Source organism: Methylophaga marina, from assembly GCF_030296755.1.
GTDB lineage: Bacteria > Pseudomonadota > Gammaproteobacteria > Nitrosococcales > Methylophagaceae > Methylophaga > Methylophaga marina.
Genome location: NZ_AP027741.1, coordinates 2,571,052 through 2,592,500 on the forward strand (window position 1 = coordinate 2,571,052; position 21,449 = coordinate 2,592,500).

The 21,449-nt window shown below is 43.1% G+C and carries 19 protein-coding genes (1 of these 19 running past the window's edge); 13 read left to right on the forward strand and 6 right to left on the reverse strand.

Annotation, left to right across the window (positions count from 1 at the left end; all coding sequences use genetic code 11):
• The first annotated feature begins 61 nt into the window (after positions 1–61).
• Positions 62–478 carry a ferric iron uptake transcriptional regulator gene (gene fur / locus QUE24_RS13045; RefSeq protein ID WP_286304247.1) on the forward strand — a complete coding sequence of 139 codons (417 nt, stop codon included), beginning with the start codon at positions 62–64 and terminating at the stop codon, positions 476–478.
• Positions 479–486: 8 nt separating this feature from the next.
• On the opposite strand, the gene recN is transcribed toward fur, so the two are convergent.
• Positions 487–2,160, reverse strand: coding sequence for a DNA repair protein RecN (recN, locus tag QUE24_RS13050; RefSeq protein WP_286304248.1), 1,674 nt, complete (start codon positions 2,158–2,160; stop codon positions 487–489).
• Positions 2,154–3,029 carry an NAD(+) kinase gene (locus QUE24_RS13055; RefSeq protein WP_286304249.1) on the reverse strand — a complete coding sequence of 292 codons (876 nt, stop codon included), beginning with the start codon at positions 3,027–3,029 and terminating at the stop codon, positions 2,154–2,156. Before QUE24_RS13055 ends, recN begins: the two co-directional genes overlap by 7 nt.
• A 169-nt stretch (positions 3,030–3,198) precedes the next feature.
• On the opposite strand from QUE24_RS13055, the gene ndk reads away from it, so the two are divergent.
• The 7 genes from ndk to pgi are packed head-to-tail and all read left to right on the forward strand — an operon-like array spanning position 3,199 to position 10,471.
• Positions 3,199–3,630, forward strand: a complete 432-nt coding sequence (gene ndk, locus QUE24_RS13060; RefSeq protein WP_273181108.1) for a nucleoside-diphosphate kinase — start codon at positions 3,199–3,201, stop codon at positions 3,628–3,630.
• A gap of 9 nt (positions 3,631–3,639) precedes the next feature.
• Positions 3,640–4,740, forward strand: a complete 1,101-nt coding sequence (gene rlmN / locus QUE24_RS13065; RefSeq protein WP_286304250.1) for a dual-specificity RNA methyltransferase RlmN — start codon at positions 3,640–3,642, stop codon at positions 4,738–4,740.
• Positions 4,737–5,504: a type IV pilus biogenesis/stability protein PilW gene (gene pilW / locus QUE24_RS13070; RefSeq protein ID WP_286304251.1), complete on the forward strand. Its 768-nt coding sequence runs from the start codon at positions 4,737–4,739 to the stop codon at positions 5,502–5,504. The genes rlmN and pilW overlap by 4 nt, the downstream gene beginning before the upstream one ends.
• Positions 5,504–6,421 carry a RodZ domain-containing protein gene (locus QUE24_RS13075; RefSeq protein ID WP_286304252.1) on the forward strand — a complete coding sequence of 306 codons (918 nt, stop codon included), beginning with the start codon at positions 5,504–5,506 and terminating at the stop codon, positions 6,419–6,421. Before pilW ends, QUE24_RS13075 begins: the two co-directional genes overlap by 1 nt.
• The gene (ispG, locus tag QUE24_RS13080; RefSeq protein ID WP_343749805.1) at positions 6,421–7,545 is read left to right on the forward strand and encodes a flavodoxin-dependent (E)-4-hydroxy-3-methylbut-2-enyl-diphosphate synthase; all 1,125 of its coding nucleotides are present in this window, start codon (positions 6,421–6,423) and stop codon (positions 7,543–7,545) included. Before QUE24_RS13075 ends, ispG begins: the two co-directional genes overlap by 1 nt.
• Positions 7,546–7,547: 2 nt before the next feature.
• Positions 7,548–8,804 (forward strand): histidine--tRNA ligase, encoded by a 1,257-nt coding sequence (hisS, locus tag QUE24_RS13085; protein ID WP_286304253.1) that lies wholly within the window; start codon positions 7,548–7,550, stop codon positions 8,802–8,804.
• A gap of 29 nt (positions 8,805–8,833) precedes the next feature.
• Complete coding sequence (pgi, locus tag QUE24_RS13090) at positions 8,834–10,471, forward strand: glucose-6-phosphate isomerase (protein ID WP_286304254.1); 1,638 nt, start codon at positions 8,834–8,836, stop codon at positions 10,469–10,471.
• Between the two features lie 59 nt (positions 10,472–10,530).
• Here pgi and glgB read toward each other — a convergent pair whose 3' ends face one another.
• On the reverse strand, positions 10,531–12,711 hold the full coding sequence (gene glgB / locus QUE24_RS13095) for a 1,4-alpha-glucan branching protein GlgB (RefSeq protein ID WP_286304255.1): 2,181 nt from the start codon (positions 12,709–12,711) through the stop codon (positions 10,531–10,533).
• 97 nt (positions 12,712–12,808) lie between these two features.
• Here glgB and glgC point away from each other — a divergent pair, with 97 nt between their 5' ends.
• From glgC to QUE24_RS13115, 4 genes are read left to right on the forward strand one after another with little or no spacing between them, the layout of a single operon-like run.
• Positions 12,809–14,077, forward strand: coding sequence for a glucose-1-phosphate adenylyltransferase (glgC, locus tag QUE24_RS13100; protein WP_286304256.1), 1,269 nt, complete (start codon positions 12,809–12,811; stop codon positions 14,075–14,077).
• On the forward strand, positions 14,067–15,749 hold the full coding sequence (locus QUE24_RS13105) for a glycoside hydrolase family 57 protein (protein ID WP_286304257.1): 1,683 nt from the start codon (positions 14,067–14,069) through the stop codon (positions 15,747–15,749). Before glgC ends, QUE24_RS13105 begins: the two co-directional genes overlap by 11 nt.
• Before the next feature lie 3 nt (positions 15,750–15,752).
• Positions 15,753–17,201, forward strand: coding sequence for a 4-alpha-glucanotransferase (gene malQ, locus QUE24_RS13110; RefSeq protein WP_286304258.1), 1,449 nt, complete (start codon positions 15,753–15,755; stop codon positions 17,199–17,201).
• Positions 17,188–17,592, forward strand: coding sequence for a glycine cleavage system protein H (locus QUE24_RS13115; protein WP_286304259.1), 405 nt, complete (start codon positions 17,188–17,190; stop codon positions 17,590–17,592). Before malQ ends, QUE24_RS13115 begins: the two co-directional genes overlap by 14 nt.
• Here QUE24_RS13115 and QUE24_RS13120 read toward each other — a convergent pair.
• Genes QUE24_RS13120 through QUE24_RS13130 form a run of 3 tightly spaced genes read right to left on the reverse strand, consistent with a single transcriptional unit; the run spans position 17,568 to position 20,272 of the window.
• A complete protein-coding gene (locus tag QUE24_RS13120) occupies positions 17,568–18,143 on the reverse strand; it encodes an anhydro-N-acetylmuramic acid kinase (RefSeq protein ID WP_286304260.1) in 576 nt (191 codons plus the stop codon). The genes QUE24_RS13115 and QUE24_RS13120 overlap by 25 nt on opposite strands.
• On the reverse strand, positions 18,143–18,688 hold the full coding sequence (locus QUE24_RS13125) for an anhydro-N-acetylmuramic acid kinase (RefSeq protein WP_286304261.1): 546 nt from the start codon (positions 18,686–18,688) through the stop codon (positions 18,143–18,145). The genes QUE24_RS13120 and QUE24_RS13125 overlap by 1 nt, the downstream gene beginning before the upstream one ends.
• Positions 18,689–18,694: 6 nt before the next feature.
• Positions 18,695–20,272: an OapA family protein gene (locus QUE24_RS13130; RefSeq protein ID WP_286304262.1), complete on the reverse strand. Its 1,578-nt coding sequence runs from the start codon at positions 20,270–20,272 to the stop codon at positions 18,695–18,697.
• A 132-nt stretch (positions 20,273–20,404) separates the two neighbouring features.
• On the opposite strand from QUE24_RS13130, the gene tyrS reads away from it, so the two are divergent.
• On the forward strand, positions 20,405–21,449 hold the 5' portion of the coding sequence (gene tyrS / locus QUE24_RS13135; protein WP_286304263.1) for a tyrosine--tRNA ligase. The gene runs 152 nt beyond the window's last position; only the first 1,045 of its 1,197 coding nucleotides appear in the window; it begins with the start codon at positions 20,405–20,407; its stop codon lies off the right edge, out of view.

Consider the following 21,449-nt stretch of genomic DNA (forward strand, 5'->3'; position numbering starts at 1 on the left):
AGTTAATTACCAATCTGCGATGATACTCTATTCGCAGCATTTCTACGAGGCAACAATAATAATGGAAAGACAAGATTTACGAAAAGCTGGATTAAAAGTGACGCTACCAAGATTAAAAGTCTTGGAAATTTTGGAAACATCAGATTTGCGTCATATGAGTGCGGAAGATGTGTACAAAGCACTTCTGGATATGGGAGAAGAAATAGGCTTAGCCACAGTTTATCGTGTACTAACGCAGTTTGAGGGAGCCGGACTAGTTTCCAGGCTCAGCATTGAGGGTGGACATGCTGTATTTGAGCTACAAGACGGTAGTCATCATGATCATCTACTGTGTGTGCGCTGCGGCAAGATTGAAGAGTTTTTCGATGAAGTCATCGAGCAACGCCAAAAAGCCATCGCTAAAGAAAAAGGTTGGGAGATGACGGATCATAGTTTATATATCTATGGGATCTGCCAAACGTGTTTAAGAGAAGAATAGTAAATAATCTAGCGTTGAGCCTGATCCAGCATTTCCTCTGCATGAGAACGTGTTTTAGTGGTCAGGTTCACGCCACCTAGCATTCTAGCTATTTCTTCAATACGCTGTTGTTTATCGAGTTTATCAACAACAATATGAGTGCTGTCTTTTAAATGTTTTTTACTGACCTGTAATTGATGGTGTGCTTGCGCAGCTACTTGCGGTAGATGTGTAATACAAATCACTTGTTGCGTTGCAGCTAACGCTCTTAAATGTTTACCCACCACCTCAGCAACACTACCACCAATACCTACATCCACCTCATCAAAAATTAAGGTTGGGACCGTTCGTTTTCCAGCCGTGACAACTTGAATTGCCAAGCTGATCCGGGCAAGCTCACCTCCTGACGCTACTTTGGCCAGCTCACCTGAGGGTTGTCCAGGGTTTGTTCTGACTAAAATTCGAACACTGTCCATACCGTACTCTGAAAATTTCTGATCTGGATTGGCGATGACTTCAATATCAATTTCACCAGATGGAATGGCCAGCTGTTTGATAGAGGCTGAAATTTGCTTTGCTAGTGGTTTAGCCGTTTTGATTCGTTTCTGGTGTATTTCTTCGCTTAGTGTTCGGCAAACCTTCTCTTTTTCAGCTAATTGTGTTTCGAGTTCAGCTAGATGCACTTCACTGGAAGAGAGTCGGTCGAGTTCTGCTGTTAATTCTTGATAGAGTTCGGGTAACTCCTCGACTTCGACTTGATGTTTTCTCGCGATATCGTGGAGCTGTGATAGTTCATTTTCAATACTGTTTAATCGTTCCGGATCGAGATCGATATGATCCAAGTATTGACGTAACTCATCTGCCGTTTCATCAAGATTGATAATAGCCGCATTAAGTGTTTCTACAGCGCTAGCGAAACGTGGTTCAACATGCTGAAGCTTTTCAAGTTCGCTTAATGTATGGTTGATGATGTCGTATGCAGCCGCTTGTTCCTCATCAAAGATACGATGTAAGCCTGCTTCTGCTGTACTAATCAACTCAGCAGCATTAGCAAGTTGGTTTTGCTCTTGAAGAAGCTGCTGGATATGTGATTCCGATAATTGGAAATTAGCCAGTTCACCCACCTGATATTGCAATAATTCCTGTTTGGCGCGTTGCTCATCGGACTGGCTTTTCAATTGTTGGAGCGCTTGCTGTGACGATGACCAATCTCGATAAGCCAATTTGAGTTTATCGAGTAATGCTTTGTTATCAGCGACAATATCTAATATTTCGCGCTGAGTCTGAGGCCGTATTAATGATTGATGTGCATGTTGTCCATGTATGTCGATACTTCGCTCACTGACTTCTCTTAAAAGTGCCAGTGGAACCATACGACCGTTTATATAACCTTTTGAGCGTCCATCACGACTGATTGTACGACGAAGGTGACATTGCTCCTCTTCATCTAATTCATGGTCTTTTAACCATTTAGCTAAGCTTACGTTGTTGTTCAGATTGAAGTCGGCTTCAATTTCAGCACGCTCTGCACCGTGCCGAATCATATTCGAGTCTGCGCGATCACCTAGCACTAAGCTAAGCGCATCCACTAACATCGATTTACCAGCACCAGTTTCTCCAGTTAGCGATGTCATGCCAGGCTCAAAATTAAGAGCAAGATCTTCTACCACCGCTAAGTTACGAACACTCAGACCGACTAACATGTTAACTTTCTTCCCCATTCCAGTTTGGCGCGAAGAATAGAATAATGGTCGTGATCTTCAAGATGCAATAGCCTGATTCGACTTTCGTGTTTTTCTATACGCACAGTCTCGCCGGGCTGAAGAACAAGCCCAGGGCGTCCATCACAAGTTACCATTGCGGTAGTGATATTGTTTTCACTTAAAGTAATTTCAATGACATTATTTGCTGAAACTACTAGCGGCCGATTACTGAGAGTATGTGGGCAGACTGATGCTAAAACCACCACATCCAGGTCCACATCCAATATTGGACCTCCTGCAGACATCGCATAGGCAGTTGAACCCGTCGGAGTCGATACCACAATACCATCTGCACGCTGACTGTTTAGAAACCGGCCGTTGATATGGGTTTCGAACTCAATCATATGCAAATTCTGATATGAATGAATGACCACATCATTCATTGCGATGCTTGGAGGTTTCGTACCGCCAGTGATGCTTGCATTCAGCAGAAATCGACTGTCATTCCGGTAATGACCACAAAGAATGGCATCAAGCTGATGTGATAAATTCGTTAAAGTAACATCAGCGAGAAATCCTAGACGGCCAACATTGATACCCACAACGGGCATATTGGTACCGGCAAGCGCTCTTGATGCAGAGAGCAGGGTGCCATCCCCGCCTATAGCGATGGTCAGATCACAATGAGTTTTGAATTCCTTAATGGAGATAACATCAAGTGATGGTAAAAATGAAAGTGGTTCGTTACATACAACAGTCAAGTCACGTGTAGCTAGAAACTCGTTTACCTGCTCAACCGCATTTTCCATAACAGGGTCGTCTTTACGAATAAAAAGTCCGATACGCTTAAATGCAGATTGGGTAGTCAAAATGGCTTCCTATGGTTATAAAACGGTCATCTGATAGTAATGCTTTTGCCATAAAATCCAAAGTAAAAACAGATTTAACGTGATTTGTTTCACAACATTGATATTAGATGGCTGAGAAATGCTAGAATATCAGGATTTTCTTGACTCAAATTAAATATAGAGGAATAACATGGCGATTGAACGCACTCTTTCTATCATCAAACCTGATGCTGTTGCAAAAAATGTGATTGGTGAAATTTACACACGTTTTGAAAAAGCGGGCTTAAAAATTGTGGCTGCAAAAATGATGCACTTATCACAAGAAAAAGCAGAAGGTTTTTACGCTGAACACAAAGAACGTCCTTTCTTTAAAGATCTTGTTAGCTTCATGACATCTGGTCCAGTCATCGTTCAAGTTTTAGAAGGTGAAAATGCTGTCTTAACACACCGCGACCTAATGGGCGCAACTAACCCTGCTGAAGCAGCAGCGGGCACTATCCGTGCTGATTTCGCGCAAAGCATTGATGAAAATGCGGTTCACGGTTCTGATTCTGTTGAGAGCGCTGCACGCGAAGTGTCTTACTTCTTCGCTGATGATGAAGTTTGTGCACGCACACGCTAAGAGCTGATTATGACTGAACGCACGAATCTTCTTGGATTAGATCTGAATGGTCTGGAAGCGTTTTTCGTCGAACTTGACGAAAAACCTTTCCGTGCACGTCAGCTTTTACAATGGATACATAAGTATCGAATAACAGACTTTGCTGAAATGAGTAATTTGAGCAAGGCCTTAAGAGCAAAATTAGACGCTGTCGCTGAGATTAAGCTGCCGGAAGTGATGCACGAGCATGTTTCTCAAGATGGAACACGGAAATGGATTATCAAGTTATCCTGCGGTAATGCCATTGAAACGGTCTTTATTCCTGAGGGGAGTCGAGGTACGTTATGTGTGTCTTCACAAGTTGGTTGTGCACTGACGTGTACTTTTTGCTCAACAGCGCAACAAGGTTTTAATCGCAATCTGGATGCCGCGGAAATCATCGCCCAGCTATGGATTGCTAATGAAGCTTTAGGTAAGGATCCCAAAGGCAACCGTGTTGTCACGAATGTCGTGATGATGGGCATGGGGGAGCCATTAGCCAATTACAACAATGTCGTTACGGCGATGAATCTAATGCGAGATGATTTTGGTTATGGTATTTCGTGGCGACGGCTCACACTAAGCACGTCAGGTATGGTGCCGATGATTGATAAACTTCGTGAGGATTGTCACGTGAGTTTGGCTATTTCACTGCATGCCGCGAATGATGAGTTAAGAAGTCAAATCATTCCGCTCAATCAAAAATATCCCATTGCCGAATTACTAGCGGCATGTAAGCGTTATGTTGTTGGACAACAGCGTCGTCACATTACGGTTGAGTATGTCATGCTCGATGGCATTAATGATTCAATACAGGATGCAAAAGATCTCGTCAGGATTTTAAAAGATATTCCCAATAAAATTAATTTAATTCCTTTCAATCCTTTTCCTGGCACGCATTACAAATGTTCATCACGTAATCAAATTGTGCGCTTTCAGCAATATTTGATCGACCAAGGTTTAGTGGCTACGGTCAGAAAAACAAGAGGTGACGACATTGTCGCTGCCTGTGGTCAGTTAGCAGGTGAAGTGCAAGATAAGTCGCGCCGTAGTGAACGCATGAAGGCCCAGGAGGTTGTAATTCATCGATGAGTAATCGTGTCAGTAATGCTTTAGTCGTGATGATGTTTGTTGTACTTACAGCGTGTAGCAGTAATGGTGGAACAAGAAGTCAATATGTAGCAAAGGATGCAAAAGCAGCTGATATCAATATGCGTCTTGGCTTGAATTACATGCAACGAGGCGATTACAAGATCGCACTTGAAAAGCTTGAGAAAGCGCTGAAACAAAATCCTAACCTACCCAGTGCGCACAATACCATCGCTCTTTTGTACCAACGCTTAGATGAAAATGAAAAAGCCGAAGAGCATTTTGAGAAAGCGATTCAGCAGGAACCAGATTATTCTGAAGCTCAAAATAACTATGGCGTCTTTTTGTGTCAGCAAGGCCGCTACGATGAGGCGGAGAAACGGTTCCTGAAAGCTGTAGAAAATCCGCTCTATTCAAGCGCGCCGCTTGCCTATGAAAATGCAGGGTTATGTACAGCAAAAGGGGGAGCCATTGATCGCGCTGAAGGCTATTTCCGTAAAGCATTACAGATGGTGCCTGGGCTACCCAAGTCTTTGTTACAAATGGCTGATATTAGCTATCAACAACAAAACTACTTACAGGCTAGGGCTTACATTCAACGGTTCCAGCAAGCAGCCAACTGGACGCCCCAGGCTCTCTTGTTAGGCATCAGAGTGGAAACCAAATTAGCTGATAAAAATGCGGTATCTAGCTACAAACTTATTTTGCGTTCTCGTTTTCCTGATTCGGATGAGATGCGTATTGTTAACCAAGGGCTTGTTGAGTAATGAGTGATTTGAATGACGATTTTGTGGTGAGTTCTAACAGCCCGAGTTTAGGGGCCCGACTCCAACAAGCACGTGAAAGCAAGAATTTGTCACTAGCAGAGGTGGCGACACAGCTGCGGCTCACCAAAGACATTGTCATGCATCTTGAAACGCAACAATGGGACAAATTGCACGGGCGGACCTATGCCCGCGGATATTTCGCCAGTTATGTAAAATTCTTGGGCTTACCCCAAGAAGAAATGCTGGCCGTCTTCAATGATGAATACAAACAGAGTGACAGTGAACCAAGGTTGGTCAAGCCGGTTGGTACTGAAGAACAAAAACCATTGCCATGGTTGATGATTCTCTTTTTTCTTGTCGGAATTTTCATTCTCTGGTCAGCATATCAACAATGGCAGTCCAATAGAGCGGCTGATGAAACAGCCACGAGCGAGTCCAGTGAGATCGTTACCGAGCAAAACGACATGGATGAGGCCAGCAATACAACCTTTAATGACGATTTGTCTCAATCAGAGCCAGAAGACTCATCAATCTCAACAATGAATGACTTGAACAATACAACCGAGTCAAGTGAACAAAATGATAGCGACAATAACATCACAGAGTCGGAAGACCTTGCTTCTGTTGAGGTGAATGAAGACGTTGAGTCTGTTACAAGTGCTGAGCCACATCAAAATATTCTTAAAATGTCTTTTTCTGGTGACTGCTGGGTTGAGGTAACAGATACAGCAATGAATACTTTACTCAGTCAAGTCATGCGAGCAGAACAATCTATCGAACTTAAAAGCGAATTACCTATGAAAATATTATTAGGTAAAGCCACTGTTGCTGATGTGAGCTACAACAATCAACCTGTTGACTTGCAGCCTTTTACACAAGGTAATGTTGCAAAACTGACTTTAGGAGCTCAGTCATAATGGAAAACTCAACCGTTAATATTCAGCGAAGAAAATCTCGTCAAATTATGGTGGGGAATGTGGCTGTCGGCGGTGATGCACCTATTGCTGTACAGAGTATGACAAATACGGAGACAACAGATGTCGCTGCCACAGTAGGTCAAATTCAGGCATTACAAAAAGTGGGTGCAGATATTGTGCGTGTTTCTGTACCAACCATGGATGCGGCAGAAGCCTTTGGTAAAATTAAACAGCAGGTATCTATTCCTCTTGTCGCGGATATTCACTTCGATTACAAGATTGCGTTACGCGTTGCTGAATTAGGCGTGGACTGTTTACGTATTAATCCCGGCAATATTGGTCGAGAAGAACGTGTACGCGCCGTTGTTGACAGTGCACGTGATCACGGTATACCTATTCGAATTGGGGTAAATGCTGGTTCCTTAGAAAAAGAGCTTCAGAAGAAATATGGCGAACCGACTCCCGATGCATTAGTTGAATCAGCATTGAGACATATTGATATCCTGGATAGATTGAACTATCCCGATTTTAAAGTCAGTCTCAAAGCGTCAGATGTGTTTATGACTGTGCATGCCTATAGAAAACTTGCTCAGCAAATTGAACAGCCTTTACATCTGGGTATTACGGAAGCCGGTGGGCTTCGTTCTGGTTCTGTTAAATCTGCTATTGGCTTGGGTATGTTGTTGTCAGAAGGGATTGGCGACACCATCAGGGTTTCGCTTGCAGCTGATCCGGTTGAAGAAATCAAAGTCGGTTTTGATATTCTTAAAAGTTTGCGCATTCGAAGTAAAGGCGTGAATTTAATTGCATGTCCTTCCTGCTCGCGCCAACAGTTTGATGTGATCTCAACCGTTAATGCACTGGAAGCAAGATTGGAAGACATCACTGAACCGATGGATGTGGCTGTTATCGGTTGCGTTGTTAATGGTCCCGGTGAAGCTAAAGAAGCTGCTATTGGGCTGACAGGAGGTACACCAAACCTGCTGTACGTTGATGGTAAGCCAAACCACAAAGTCGAAAATGAAGCGTTGGTAGACGAATTAGAACAGCAAATACGTAAACGTATTGAAATACAAAAACAGCAAAAAAATATTAAAACAATTCCGATAAAGGATCTGAGTTAGACGTGGCAGAGATAATCCGCTCTATAAGAGGAATGAATGACCTTCTTCCTGAAACAACACCATACTGGCAGGTCATAGAAACGACCTTGAAAAATGTCCTTGCTGGTTATGGTTATCAAGAAATTCGTTTTCCGATTGTCGAAAAAACAGAGCTTTTTAAACGCTCCATTGGTGAAGTCACAGACATTGTAGAAAAAGAAATGTATACCTTTGAGGACCGCAATGGAGACAGTTTAACGTTGCGTCCAGAAGGGACAGCAGGTTGTGTTCGTGCTGCCATGGAAAACGGTTTACTGAATCAAACGCAACGCCTTTGGTACATGGGGCCAATGTTTCGTCATGAACGTCCGCAAAAAGGCCGTTATCGCCAGTTTCATCAGTTGGGTGTAGAAGCATATGGCTTCGATGGCCCAGATATCGATGCTGAAATGATTATGCTGACAGCGCGTCTTTGGAAAGCGTTAGGTCTGAAAGGTGTGACTCTCCAGATAAACTCACTTGGAAGTACTCAAGCCAGAATAGCTTATCGCGAAGTTTTAATTGCCTATTTCGAAAAGCACCAAGCTGAACTCGATGAAGATAGCCAAAGACGTCTACACTCAAATCCACTACGGATTCTGGATAGTAAAAATCCTGCAATGCAGGCATTAAATGAAGCGGCCCCCAAACTGATAGATCATTTGGATGATGAATCTAAGCTGCATTTTGAACAGTTATGTCAGATCCTCGATAGTGTTGGTATTGACTACGAAATTAATCCAAGGCTGGTCAGAGGTTTGGATTATTACGGAAAAACCGTTTTTGAATGGGTAACCGACCAGTTGGGTTCACAAGGTACTGTCTGTGCTGGTGGCCGTTATGATGGTTTAGTGGCTCAATTGGGTGGAAAAGGCGCCACAGCGATTGGTTTTGCTATTGGTCTGGAGCGACTTGTCGCACTGCTCGAAGCAACCCAATCATTACCGGATATTAAACAAACTGATGCCTACTTAGTTGCTGTCGGTGAACAGGCAATGGCACAAGCACCATTATTAACGGAACGTTTGCGTGATGAACTTCCTGGCATAAAGTTGATTAGCCACTGTGGTGGTGGTAGTTTTAAAAGCCAATTTAAACGCGCAGACCGAAGCGGAGCGCGTTGGACACTTATTCTGGGAGATGATGAAGTGTCCAGCCAAACAATCGGTATAAAAACCATGGAGACAGGGGAGCAGCAGACCATAAAGTGGGCTGATCTGCCTTCATTCCTCAGTCAATAATTATAACTAATACAAGAAATCTAAGAACTATGACACCTTTGAATATACCTGAATGGCAGTCTTTGGTCAGACACTATTCTGACCTGAAATTCGTATCCATGCGTGAACAGTTCGCGTTGGACTCAAGCCGGTTTGAACGATTTTCAATCAAAAGTGGTGATTTGTTACTGGATTACTCCAAAAACCGCATCACCCAAGAGACCGTAGATAAGTTAATTCAGTTGGCTGAGGCTGTTGAGCTACAAGACTGGATTGAGCGTATGTTCAAAGGTGAAGCGATCAATCACACTGAAGGCCGGGCTGTTTTGCATACTGCCCTTCGAAACCGAAGTAATACGCCTGTCATGGTAGATGGCAAGGACGTTATGCCAACGGTTAATGCTGTGCTTGAAAAAATGCGTAACTTTTGTGAGCAAGTACACAATGGCACATGGTTGGGCTTCTCCGGTAAGAAAATTACCGATATCGTAAACATCGGCATTGGCGGTTCTGATCTGGGGCCAGCGATGATTTGTGATGCGCTTGAACCTTATGGCATCGAGGGTATGGGCGTGCATTTTGTCTCAAACGTCGATGGTACTGATCTCAGCACAACTTTAGAAAAATTGAATCCTGAGACAACCTTGTTTGTTGTGGCTTCAAAAACATTTACCACTCAGGAAACAATTACCAATGCTCATTCAGCACGAAATTGGTTTCTGAAAAAAGGGAAACAGCAAGATGTGGCCAAACATTTTGTCGCAGTGTCTACCAATGCCACTGAAGTAGCCAAGTTTGGTATCGATACTGCGAACATGTTTGAAATTTGGGACTGGGTTGGTGGTCGTTATTCCTTGTGGAGTGCCATCGGTTTACCCATCGCCTTGTATACGGGAATGGATAATTTTGAGCGATTGCTTGATGGCGGTCATCAAATGGATAAACATTTCCGTGAGCAGCCTTTAGCAGAAAATATTCCTGTCATTATGGCGATGCTGGGGATCTGGTATGTGAATTTCTTTAATTCACAAACGCAAGCCATTGTCCCTTATGATCACTCATTAGCTCGTTTTCCAAGCCATATGCAGCAACTTGATATGGAGAGCAACGGCAAGTTTATTAACCGTTCTGGTGCACGTATTAACTACAAAACAGGTCCTGTAATTTGGGGCACGCCTGGTACCAATGGGCAACATGCATATTTCCAGCTGATTCATCAAGGCACGCAATTAATTCCGGTCGATTTCGTTTTACCTGTGAATAGTCATTATCCAGAGTGTGATCATCAGTCTATTCTGCTTGCGAATGGTCTAGCACAGGCCGAAGCATTGATGAAAGGCAAAACCGCTGAGGAAGTGCGTGCTGAGCTGGTTAAAGAAGGTTATGAAGGAAAAGAACTCGAAGCATTATTACCGCACAAGGTTTTCCCGGGTAACCGACCAAGCAATGTATTGCTATTCCCTAAATTAACGCCTGAGATGTTGGGACAGTTAGTGGCCTTGTATGAACATAAAGTATTTGTTCAAGGGGTTGTCTGGAATATTAACTCTTTTGATCAATGGGGCGTGGAACTCGGCAAGCAATTGGCAAAAGCGATCGTGCCAGAGTTGAAAGATGATGCTGATATTTCTGCTCACGATAGCTCAACAACGCACTTGATTAAACTCATTCGCGAGTTAAGACAGTAACAAAAATCGCTTAATCTTCCCCCTGAGAACTCAGGGGGAATCATTCCTGTTCAAATTTATTAATGTTTCTTCTGTAATATTAGCCCAGAAAGTGGTGGTAAATTCAGCTGAATTGAATAAGGCCTATCTGACCAAGCCGTTTGTTCAGCTGAGATAATACTGGGGTTATGATAATTACTTCCTGCGTAGTACTCTGAGTCTGAATTGATAATAATTTCATACTCTCCAAGCTCAGGCACGCCGAGTCTATAATTATCTCGGGGGACTGGCGTAAAGTTAAATATTGCAATGATAAATTCTTCATCATTTTTGCGTAGATAACTTAAAATCGAATGTTCTCTATCATTGCAGTCAATCCATTCAAAACCTTGTGGCTCGAATTCGTGCTTATACAAAGCGGGTTGACTTTTATAGGTGGTATTGAGGTCGGCGACTAATTTTTTTAGCCCTTGATGCACAGGGTAGTCCAGTACATACCAGTCTAAATCTTTTTCACAATTCCATTCACTGCCTTGACCAAATTCACATCCCATAAACAGCAGTTTCTTACCTGGGTAACTAAACATAAAGGTATAAAGCAGTCGCAGATTGGCAAATCGCTGCCATTCATCGCCCGGCATTTTGTATATCATTGGACGCTTGCCATGAACTACCTCATCATGTGAGAAGGGCAGTACAAAGTTTTCTGTAAAAGCATACAAGAGGCCAAATGTCAGATCGTCATGATGATAGCGGCGATGTATCGGATCTTGTTGCATATACTCCAAAATATCGTGCATCCAGCCCATGTTCCATTTCATTGAGAAACCTAAACCACCAATATCTGTTGGCCGTGAAATCATTGGGTATGAGGTTGACTCTTCTGCCGTGATAATACAGCCAGGATGTTCACTGTGTAGTACGCTATTCACATGTTTGAAAAACTCGATAACTTCAAGGTTTTCACGGCCACCATATTGATTAGGTAACCATTCTCCTTCTTTTCTTGAGTAATCGAGGTAAAGCATTGAGGCGACGGCATCGACGCGTAACCCATCGATATGAAACTCTTCCAGCCAATAAAAAGCACTGGATAAAAGGAAGTTAAAGACTTCTTTTCTTCCGTAATTGAAGATAAGTGTGCCCCAGTCTTGATGTTCACCACGCCTCGGATCCGCGTGTTCATAAAGGGCTGTTCCATCAAATTTGGCAAGCCCGTGTGCGTCTTTAGGAAAGTGGCCCGGTACCCAGTCTAAGATCACACCGATATCGTGCTGGTGACACTGGTCAACGAAATACCGGAAGTCATCAGGCTTACCAAAACGGCTGGTAGGTGCAAAATAGCCTGTGGTTTGATAGCCCCATGAAATATCGAGAGGGTGCTCTGTAATCGGTAGTAATTCAATATGAGTAAAACCCATCTCATTCACGTAGGGAACGAGTTCATCGGCAAGTTCACGGTAATTATAAAATCGCCCATCCTGATGACGCTTCCAGGAACCAAGATGCACTTCGTAGACAGAATGCGGCGTGTGCAGCCAATTACTTCGTTCACGGGTGGTCAGCCATTCTTCATCCATCCATTGGTGAGTGGTTGGTGTGCTTACGATTGAGGCTGTTCCAGGTCTTAGCTCACATTGTTGTCCGTAAGGATCCATCTTAAGATGTAAAGAGCCTCCTTGACGGCTACGAATTTCGAACTTATATAACTCACCTGGCATCAGCTCGGGAATGAACAGTTCCCATACGCCAGTGGCGCCTCTGACTCGCATTGGATGACGTCGACCATCCCACTGATTGAAATTACCAACCACACTGACACGTTCTGCGCCGGGCGCCCATGTTGCAAATAAGGTGCCTCTGATTCCTTCTATTTCATAATAGTGCGCACCTAGAATTTTATAAGCATGCCAGTGCTTACCTTCTGCAAAAAGGTGAAGGTCATAATCTGATATTTGAGGCATGATGCTGTAGGGATCATGATATGCGACTTGCTCACCATTATGGCGGTGACGGTGAATTTTATAGGGCCATTTAATCGTTTCCTGTGGACCTTTCCATAAGAAAAAGTCACTTCCTTCAACACGTTGCATGGGTAATTCGCCATCTATAAATGCCTTGTCTGTATCAGGCAAAAAGGCACGGATTTCGGCTTGCCCGGCGTTTTGATGGAGCCCTAGAACACTGAAAGGATCATGATGACGTGCTTCTATAATTTTAATGATGTCTTCATTCAAATTGTTGTCAAAAATCATCGTCATAATGTCCTGTAAATTTTAATTGCTGTATGTAGCTCGCTTGTGGCAGGCTAACAATATTACAGCACAAATAATAGGTTTTTTGCCGGAGAATTCATCTATGAGTGAAAACAATAGTACCCGTTTTGTCAGTCGTCTTACACGAGATACCTTGGCATTAATTTTAGCCGGCGGTCGTGGTTCGAGGCTTAAACAACTGACAGACTGGCGTGCTAAACCCGCAGTTCCTTTTGGAGGGAAGTTCAGAATTATCGATTTTCCTTTGTCTAATTGCGTTAACTCAGGCATCAGACGTGTAGGCATACTGACTCAGTACAAGGCTCACTCATTAATCAGACATGTCCAGCAAGGATGGGGATTTATGCGAGGTGCGCTGGGAGAGTTTGTGGAGTTATTACCCGCGTCACAACGAAATGAAAGAGGCTGGTATGCGGGTACAGCTGATGCTGTATATCAAAATATAGATATTTTAAGAAACCACGGTCCGGAATATGTATTGATTTTAGCAGGCGATCATATCTACAAAATGGATTATGGTGATATGCTAGCTGAGCATGTCGCTCAGAATGCTGATATGACGATTGGCTGTATAGAGGTACCTATCGAAGAAGCCAAGTCCTTAGGTGTCATGTCGGTCGATGCAAATAGACGTATTGTTGCGTTTAATGAAAAACCTGATGAGCCGACTCCCATTATTGGCCGAGAGGATGTAGCGCTTGCATCCATGGGGATTTATGTTTTTAACGCGGCATTCTTGTACGAGCAGCTAATTAAAGATGCTGATACTCGCACTTCTAGTCACGACTTTGGTCATGACATTATTCCTAACTTGATTAAAAATTATAAAGTCGTTGCTTTCCCATACAAAGATGTTCAGGGAAATGACCCGGGCTATTGGCGTGATGTGGGTACTATTGATGCTTTTTGGTCAGCCAATCTCGAATTGATTGGTGTTACACCTGAATTGAACTTGTATGATGATGATTGGCCTATATGGACACATCAAGCACAACAGCCGCCGGCAAAATTTGTTTTCGATGATGATGACAGAAGAGGGATGGCCGTAGATTCGATGGTGTCAGGTGGATGTATCATCTCCGGCTCTACCGTTCGACACTCTGTGTTGTTCTCGAACGTTGAAGTTCACAGTTATTCATTAGTTGAAGATAGCGTTATCTTGCCGGATGTGACCATCGGCCGACATTCTGTTTTGAAACGAGTGGTCATCGATAAAGGCTGTGTTATACCAGAAGGTACAGTTATCGGTGTGGACTTGGAACAAGATGCAAAACGTTATTATGTCTCTCCTAATGGTGTGGTTTTAGTCACGCCAGAAATGCTAGGACAAAATTATCGTTATGTCAGATAAAATTAAAGTCGTACTATGCTGGCACATGCACCAGCCACAATATAGCGAGCCTATGGGTGGCATGTATCAGCTACCTTGGACGTATCTTCATGCTATTAAAGACTATGTTGATATGGCATGGCATCTAGAAAATGTGCCTGGTGCGAAAGCCGTGGTGAACTTTGCCCCGACGTTACTGGAGCAACTTGCCGATTATGATGAACAGTTACAGGGACGCTTCAAAGGTACGGGGCGGCTGAAAGATCCATTACTCATCGCATTAGATTCTCCTGTTCAGCCGGTGCATGCCGAGGAGCGTAAGACATTGATTAATGCATGCTTACGCGCTAACGAGGAAAAACTGATTCAACCATTTCCACATTTTGCCAAGTTAGTCAAAATGGCTCGTTGGTTGATGAATGACCCAGAGCGTCTTAACTATGTGAATGATCAGTTTATGATTGATATGCTGGTCTGGTATCACTTGGTTTGGATGGCTGAATCAGTTAGACGAAGCGATGTTCGTATTCAGGCATTGATGAAAAAAGGTCGTCATTATACATTTCATGATAGGCGGCAGTTGATGATAGTGATTGGTGAGCTCTTAAAAGATTTGCTTCCGCGTTATCGTCGTCTAGCAGAAACCGGGCGCGTTGAATTATCTGTCACACCTTATGCTCATCCTATTATCCCTCTTTTACTGGATATGAACTCAACGCATGAAGCCATGCCCGATGCTGATCTTCCTCTAGAGACACACTACCCTGGAGGTGAGCAACGCGCACATTGGCATATGGATGAGGGGGTGAGAGTCTTTGAGTCTTTCTTTGGATTTAAACCAAAAGGGTGTTGGCCATCAGAAGGCGCCGTATCTGAAGACACATTAACCTTAATTGCAAAACATGGATTTAGTTGGGCTGCAACGGGTGAAAATGTGCTTCGTAACAGTTTAAAGCTCTCTGGTATGGCTGATGCCAGTATACATAAACCATACAAGCTACCCGGCACATCACCTGTATGTTTTTATAGAGATGATGGCTTATCAGACATGATTGGCTTTACCTATACAAAATGGGGCGCAGATGATGCAGTCAATGACTTTATTCATCACATTCAAAACATAAAAGCGAACACAGAAGGGGATGACGATAGGGTTGTTTCTGTGATTCTTGATGGTGAAAACGCCTGGGAGTACTACTCCTACAATGGCTACTACTTTTTACAGAGTCTTTATCGAAACTTGTCTGAGCATCCCGATATTGAACTTACTACCTTTAGTGAGTGTCTTGAAAATGGTGTTCAAGCAGCTGAGCTTCCCAAAATGATGGGCGGTAGCTGGGTATATGGAACCTATTCCACTTGGATTGGTGACAAGGATAAAAACCGAGCTTGGGACCTACTCAGTGATGCAAAAAAAACATTTGATAAAGTGCTGAATAATGAAACCTTTGAACCTGAAATGAAGTTGGCGTTAGAGCGACAGTTAGCTATCTGTGAAGGATCGGATTGGTTCTGGTGGTTTGGTGACTATAATTCTGCTGACAGTGTCAGTGATTTCGAACGTTTATATCGTCTCCACTTATCGAATCTTTATCAGATGCTGGGTGAAGTTGTTCCCCAGAAACTTTCGGAAGTTGTTTCTCAAGGTGGCGTCGGCGCAGAGCAGGGCGGTACCATGCGACGTGGAAGCTAAATAGTGGCTCAAGCAAAAGTATTTAATAAACGACGAAGCGGTATTCTCTTACACATAACGAGCCTGCCATCGGGAAATTTAGGCACTGATGCCTTTAAGTTCATAGACTTCTTGTGTGCTTCGGGTTCTACCGTCTGGCAAATGCTACCTCTCGGACCTACCCATGAAGATGGTTCACCCTATCAATGTCTTTCTGCTCATGCGGGCAACAACCGGTTTATTTCACGCGACATACTCAAATCACAAGCCTGGGCAGAACCCGCTAAGCTAAACGACACGAAGATGTCCCGACTGATGGCGACTGCATACCGACAGTTCATAAAAAATGCGACTGAGGCTGATAAACAATTATTTAATGAATTTTGTCAGGAGCAGCAATTTTGGCTGGATGACTACGTACTATTCCGTGAAATTCGCCATCTTAATCAAGCACGAGCATGGTTCGACTGGCCAGTTGAGCTGAGAGACAGACAACCTGACGCCATAAATAAAATCAAAACAGAACGTGACGAAGCTTTAATGATTCGTCGGTTTGAACAATATATTTTTTTCTGTCAGTGGGGGCAGTTACGCCAATACGCTAATGCAAATGGAGTGAAGCTATTTGGGGACATGCCCATTTTTGTCGCTCACGACAGTGCTGATGTCTGGGCTGAACCAAACTTATTTACACTTGATTCGCAAGGAGTGGCAACACGTGTTGCTGGCGTTCCGCCAGATTATTTTTCTGAGACAGGACAGCGATGGGGTAACCCTTTGTATGAATGGCAGAACCATATTCAACAAGATTTTGATTGGTGGAAACGACGATTAAAAACACAACTTCAGTTATTTGATCTGATACGTATTGATCATTTCCGTGGATTCGAATCCTGCTGGGAAATTCCTGCGAGTTGTGAAACGGCTATAGATGGGGAGTGGAAGCCTGCGCCTGGTGAACAGCTATTCGATTCCTTATTAGCTTATTTTGGTGAACTACCACTGGTTGCTGAAGATTTGGGCATTATTACTGATGAAGTGACCCAGCTGCGTGAGAGATATGGTATGCCAGGTATGAAAATTCTCCAATTTGCTTTCGGGGGTGATGCTTCAAACCCCTATTTACCTCATCATCAGTGTGAAGATAGTGTTACCTATACAGGCACGCATGATAATAATACAACGCTGGGTTGGTATCATCAGCTTGATGAACACACAAAAAAACATGTGCATGCTTATTTTGGCGAGACAGCAGAATCAATGCCTTGGTTATTCATTCGATCTGCCCTGAGGTCGGTATCCGAACTAGCGGTTCTACCTTTGCAGGATGTGTTATCACTTGATGGTAAACACCGTATGAATGTTCCTGGAACCATAGAAGGCAATTGGTTATGGCAGTTTAACTGGGATATGTTTAATTCAGATAATGCAAATAAGTTGAAAGCATTGAATATTTTGTATGGCAGATGCTAGCGACAACCATCAGTTGAAACGGTTTTATACCTCCCAGCATATTTGGATTGATAATACACTCGACCCTGATGAAATAACGTTAGGAATCACTGAGTTTTATCAGGATTTACTGGGTGATATTACTCATATACAAATGCCTACAACTAACAAAACATACAATGAGGCTGAGAGATTATTTGTGATTGAGTCTTTGAAGTCAGCAACGGAGTTCTTGTCGCCCTTCACTGGCATGGTTACCAAACTAAACTTATCTCTGAATGAAACGCCAAACCTGATCAATCATGATCCATTTGGTAATGGTTGGATATGCCAACTACGAATAGATAAACAAGTAAAGCTTGAACAACAATTTATGACTTATATGGACTATGAATTGATGTTGGATGGATAAATAGCACCTAGTATGCTTGGCTTACGTGCGCCGGTGACGGCTGGAAGATTGCCAGCTTGGTGAGCTAATGTTCGCATGGCCAGCCATGAGAAGGCACAAGCCTCAACCCAATCAGGCGCAAGCCCTAGTTTTGACGTTGTCTCTACGCTGATACCAGGCAAGTGTTTTCTCAAGGCATTCATCAAAACTTCGTTATGCGAACCGCCGCCACAAACATAGACGGCATCTGTGTCTTCCGTATAGGTAGTTATAGCGTCTGTAATTGAACGTGCCGTCATTTCCAATAATGTTTTCTGAATATCTTTAGCGGGAATCGCTTTATCAACCTGCGTCAGTATATTGGCTAGCCATTTCAGGTTGAAATATTCCCTGCCAGTGCTTTTGGGGATCGCTTGACCAAAAAAACTGTCCATCATGAGGATATCAAGTAACTCCTCATCCACAGTGCCATCACGAGCCCAATCACCATTTGCATCATATAAATCGAGATGATGTTGTTGGTACCACTCATCCATCAGAACATTACCGGGACCCGTATCAAAGCCGGACACTAGGTTTTTTTATCTTTCGGCAGGATAGTGATGTTACCAATACCGCCAATATTGGCGATCACTCTGTTTTCATTATGAGAGTGAAATAAAGCTTGATGAAAAGCGGGTACCAAGGGAGCACCTTGTCCACCCAGAACCATGTCACGCTGACGGAAGTCAGTGATTGTCGTAATGCCTGTTTTTTCAGCAATCACATTGGCATTGCCAATCTGCATACTAAATGGATATCGACAATCAGGCGCGTGAAAAACAGTTTGTCCATGACAGCCTATTGCGACAATATGATTAGCCGGGATTTGTGTTTCATCAAGAAGTTGGTTGATTGCTTCACTGTAGGCATGACCAAGTGCGATATCAATCTGTCCGAGTTGATGTAAATGTGTTCTCGCTGTAGCGATTAGCTGATGAAGGTCTCGTCTTAATTGCTCACTGAACGGATAGGTTTCCGCTGCAACAAGTTGTATTTGATCATCACTGAAGTCTGTGATCGATACGTCAATACCATCAAGACTGGTGCCAGACATAACACCAATATATAAGCTCATAGAATTTTAATGTTGGTTCATGGCCAGTGTAGGCACCTTGAGAGATTCCAACTGCACAAGTAGAGTCTGTGACTTTTGTTTAAAATCGGCCATATACTTAGCATTAAGAGGCTCAGCCTTTGGTAAAGCAACCGTAAGAGGGTTGTGATGTACACCATTTATACGGAACTCATAATGTAGATGGGGTCCTGTTGCCAAGCCACTCATTCCAATGTAACCAATCACTTGTCCTTGCTTTACTCGTTGGCCACGTTTTAATCCTGATTTGAATTTCGACATATGAGCATAAAGCGTTGTGTATTTACCACCGTGAGACAAGATAATTACACGGCCATAGCCACCTTTATTTCCAATAAATTCGACTTTACCATTGCCTGTGGCCAAAATTGGTGTGCCGGTCGGGGCCGCATAATCGACACCACGATGAGGGCGACTCGTTTTTAGAACAGGGTGTTTTCTATTAGGATTAAACAAAGAACTGATTCGACTAAAATGAACAGGAGTTCGGGTAAATGTCTTTCTCATACTCTCACCTTTTGGGGTGTAGTAGTGAGTATTACCCTCTGTATCTGTATAACGGACAGCCCGAAACGTTGTGCCTCTGTTCGTAAATTCAGCGGCTAATATATCGCCATCATCAAATTTTTGTCCCTCAAGATAGTCTTCTTCGAAAATGACTTTAAAACTGTCACCTTGACGAAGATCTAAAGCAAAGTCGATATCCCATCCAAAAATATGTGCTAGTTCCATCACTAGTTTGTCTGACAGACCAGCTTTTAAACCTGAGCCGAATAGTGAAGATTCAATTTCTCCGTAGACTTGTTTTTGACGTTTTTCCGTTTCTTTGGTCAGTGTTTCTGCTTTGTATCCATCATCAGTTACTGTTAGCTGCAAGGTTTTAATGGGACTGAAAACAAGTTCAAGCTGTTTTAATTCTGTATTGCCATCGTTATCAGTACTCAGACCAAAGCGAATTTCTTGTCCTGGTTTTAGGTTTAATAGCGGTTTTACCGCTTTCCCTGTCTGAGCGACATTGAAAACATCTCGAGCTGACAAGCCAACTTTAGGAAAAATCAGTGACAGGTTGTCTCCAGATTGAACTGTAACCTGCTTCCATTCTATGGATGAAGTAGTGAGCGTTTCATCCGCTGGAGTTTCGATGTCGTTATCATCGTTTGATTGGTCTAGCTCAGAAAGATGAGCTATTTCAAGTGCGATTCGCTCGAGCTCAGCAGGATCTGTAACAGGTTTGTTCTCTAAATCAGGTACCTCTACTAAGTCAGTTTGAGGGTTATTGTTTAGTTCTGTCGTTGGAGGGGCTAAGGTGATTTGCGTTGTTTGCTCTGTCAGGGAATCAGACGTTTCAATACGTTCGTTACCAATTTGGCCTGGCAAGTTGATTGTTTGTGATTTGGTATCTGTATTTACTGGGGTGCTGGTGGCAAGAACCATACTGGTCACGAAGACGCCAACGATGCTTGCTATGGATAAAGTGATGAAGTGATGTCGTTTGCCATGGAATTTTTTGTCACTTGAGAACAGTCTTGATTCAGCTCTGGAGTTCAAAAGTCTATTACGTTTCATATGCAAACTCTTGGTGAAATTAAAAATTCTCTCAATTCTCTCAATATTTGATCAGAATTGGAACCCCTTATTTTATGTATGTTGTGATAATATTGCCGACCTCATAAAACACAAGAACTTGGAGTAATCTAAATGATGCCTGTAGATGATGCGATGCTTGAAATTCGCCGTGGTGCGGAAGAAATTTTAGTTGAAAGCGAGCTTGTCGAAAAATTATCATCAGGTAAACCACTGCGAATAAAAGCTGGGTTTGATCCTACAGCACCTGATTTACATTTAGGTCACACTGTCCTCATCAACAAACTACGTCAATTCCAGCAAATGGGACATACCGTAATTTTTCTGATTGGTGATTTCACTGGACTCATTGGCGATCCAACTGGGAAAAGTGCAACTAGGCCACCACTGACCCCTGAAGAAATTGAAGAAAATGCTAAGACATATAAAGAGCAGGTGTTCAAAATCTTAGACCCTGATAAAACGGAAATACGTTTCAACTCTGAATGGTTTAATGAAAAAGGTGCTGACTTCATGATTAAGTTGGCAGGTAAATTAAGTGTGGCACGCATGCTTGAACGAGATGACTTCAAGAAGCGCTTTAAAGCGAACCAGTCTATATCGATTCATGAATTTCTTTATCCATTAGTACAGGGTTATGACTCTGTCGCACTGGAAGCTGATGTCGAGTTAGGGGGAACAGATCAGAAATTCAACCTATTAATGGGGCGTGAATTACAAAAAGCGGAAGGGCAGGACTCTCAAGTCGTGATCATGACACCATTATTAGAAGGCTTGGATGGTGTGAAGAAAATGTCTAAGTCTTTGGGTAATTATGTCGGTATCACCGAAGCCCCTGGCACAATGTTTCAAAAGATTGTGTCTATTCCAGACTCACTCATGTGGCGCTGGTATGAACTACTATCATTCAAGACTATTAAAGAGATAGACAGCTTAAAAGAAATGGTAGAACAAGGAGCAAACCCGCGTGATGTCAAAATTGAGCTGGCACGTGAGATCGTTGCACGATTTCACGGAGAAGAAGCGGCAGCCAATGCACATAAAGGTGCAGGTAACGTCATTACAGAAGGTGAAGTGCCAGAGGGAACACCAGAAATAGAAATTGAACTGGATGGTCAGGTCGAGTTGGCAATTGGAGCCGTGATCAACAAAGCCAACC

Coding starts and splice junctions, on each gene's coding strand:
- rlmN (WP_286304250.1), top strand. CDS start 3,640: ATGACTGAACGCACGAATCTTCTTGGATTAGATCTGAATGGTCTGGAA.
- glgB (WP_286304255.1), bottom strand. CDS start 12,711: ATGACGATGATTTTTGACAACAATTTGAATGAAGACATCATTAAAATT.
- ndk (WP_273181108.1), top strand. CDS start 3,199: ATGGCGATTGAACGCACTCTTTCTATCATCAAACCTGATGCTGTTGCA.
- pgi (WP_286304254.1), top strand. CDS start 8,834: ATGACACCTTTGAATATACCTGAATGGCAGTCTTTGGTCAGACACTAT.
- QUE24_RS13075 (WP_286304252.1), top strand. CDS start 5,504: ATGAGTGATTTGAATGACGATTTTGTGGTGAGTTCTAACAGCCCGAGT.
- QUE24_RS13115 (WP_286304259.1), top strand. CDS start 17,188: ATGGCAGATGCTAGCGACAACCATCAGTTGAAACGGTTTTATACCTCC.
- QUE24_RS13130 (WP_286304262.1), bottom strand. CDS start 20,272: ATGAAACGTAATAGACTTTTGAACTCCAGAGCTGAATCAAGACTGTTC.
- fur (WP_286304247.1), top strand. CDS start 62: ATGGAAAGACAAGATTTACGAAAAGCTGGATTAAAAGTGACGCTACCA.
- QUE24_RS13105 (WP_286304257.1), top strand. CDS start 14,067: ATGTCAGATAAAATTAAAGTCGTACTATGCTGGCACATGCACCAGCCA.
- pilW (WP_286304251.1), top strand. CDS start 4,737: ATGAGTAATCGTGTCAGTAATGCTTTAGTCGTGATGATGTTTGTTGTA.
- ispG (WP_343749805.1), top strand. CDS start 6,421: ATGGAAAACTCAACCGTTAATATTCAGCGAAGAAAATCTCGTCAAATT.
- recN (WP_286304248.1), bottom strand. CDS start 2,160: ATGTTAGTCGGTCTGAGTGTTCGTAACTTAGCGGTGGTAGAAGATCTT.
- glgC (WP_286304256.1), top strand. CDS start 12,809: ATGAGTGAAAACAATAGTACCCGTTTTGTCAGTCGTCTTACACGAGAT.
- QUE24_RS13125 (WP_286304261.1), bottom strand. CDS start 18,688: ATGAGCTTATATATTGGTGTTATGTCTGGCACCAGTCTTGATGGTATT.